The organism is Campylobacter concisus (genome assembly GCF_902460895.1).
Taxonomy (GTDB): domain Bacteria; phylum Campylobacterota; class Campylobacteria; order Campylobacterales; family Campylobacteraceae; genus Campylobacter_A; species Campylobacter_A concisus_BC.
This window is the reverse complement of record NZ_CABPVL010000030.1, coordinates 1-1,264: the sequence shown is the minus strand read 5'-3', so window position 1 is coordinate 1,264 and position 1,264 is coordinate 1. Positions and strand designations below refer to the sequence as shown.

The 1,264-nt window shown below is 30.4% G+C and carries 1 protein-coding gene; it reads left to right on the top strand.

Going from position 1 to position 1,264, the window contains the following annotated elements; all coding sequences use genetic code 11:
• Nucleotides 1-138 precede the first annotated feature (138 nt).
• On the top strand, nt 139-1,264 hold a 1,126-nt coding region (locus F3G98_RS10245), incomplete at its 3' end, for a lipopolysaccharide biosynthesis protein (RefSeq protein WP_149726141.1).

Sequence of the window (1,264 nt, the reverse complement as noted above, 5' to 3'; positions counted from 1 at the left end):
GAATACTATACTTTATTTAAACCAAATCAGATAGATTTAAATAGTAGCTATAAAGTGTCTAGGCAAATTTATTCAAAATTTCCAAAGAGTTTTTTACGGTGGTTAATGCCTAAGATAATTCCATATTTGGTACAATAAATGTACAAGAAACTATTGTCAGACTCCTTTATATATGGCTTAGGGTCCATCGTTATAAAGGCAATAGCCTTTTTTACACTGCCAATATATACAAGATTGTTTACGCCAGAAGAATTTGGTATTTTGGAGATGTTTAATACAATAGCCGGCATGCTTTCTATTTTTATGACTATGGGGCTTGATAGTGCACAAAGTTTTTATTTTATGGAGGCTAAAAATAATGGTGGTAGAAGTATTACTGACATAGCAGCATCTATTTTTCAGCTTCGCATCATCGTTGGCATAGTTGTTGTTTTTTTAAGTATTGTTTTTTCATATTTCATTATAAAATTTACCTTTCAAGTGAGTTTACCAAGTTATTATTTGTGGATTGTAGCTATATCTACTTTTTTTGGCACATTGGTTTCACAAAGCTTAGAAGTTTTTAGACTTATTTATAAGCCTTGGAGATATATAGCACTTTCGTTTCTTCAAACAGTTTTTGGAGTTGCTTTTATATTATTTTTTGTATATTTTTATGACGGTGGTATAAGGGGTTACTTGTTAGGCGTTTGTTGTAGTTCTTTGTTTGTGATGGTTATAGGGTGGCATACTTCTAGAAGTTATACATATTGGGGAAAGTTAGATTTAGAGTTATTTAAAAAGTTTATTAAATTCGGACTTCCGTTGCTTCCATCTGGTCTTATGATCTGGATTATGAGTGCAAGTGATAGATGGTTTGTATCAAATATTTTAGGTAATTATGAGGTTGGAATATACGCCATTGGAGCTAAAATAGCACTCATTATTACAATTGTTATTGAAACTTTTAGAAAAGCTTGGTGGCCTATAGCTATGGATATGTTACATAAAGATGATAGTCAAGCTTTTTTCAAAAATATTTCATTGTGCTATGTGGCAGTAGGTTCACTATCTGCCGTATTATTAACTATTATATCTCCTTATCTGGTAAAAATTTTAGCCGATGATAGATATTTTCATAGTTGGAAGTTAATAGGAATTCTATGCTGGGGAAATATATTCTATGGTTTTTATCTGTTGAGTTTTATAGGAATCTTTAAAGCAAAAAAAACATATATAAGCACATATATCTATTCTATTAGCGCTCTTTTAAATATTATTTTAG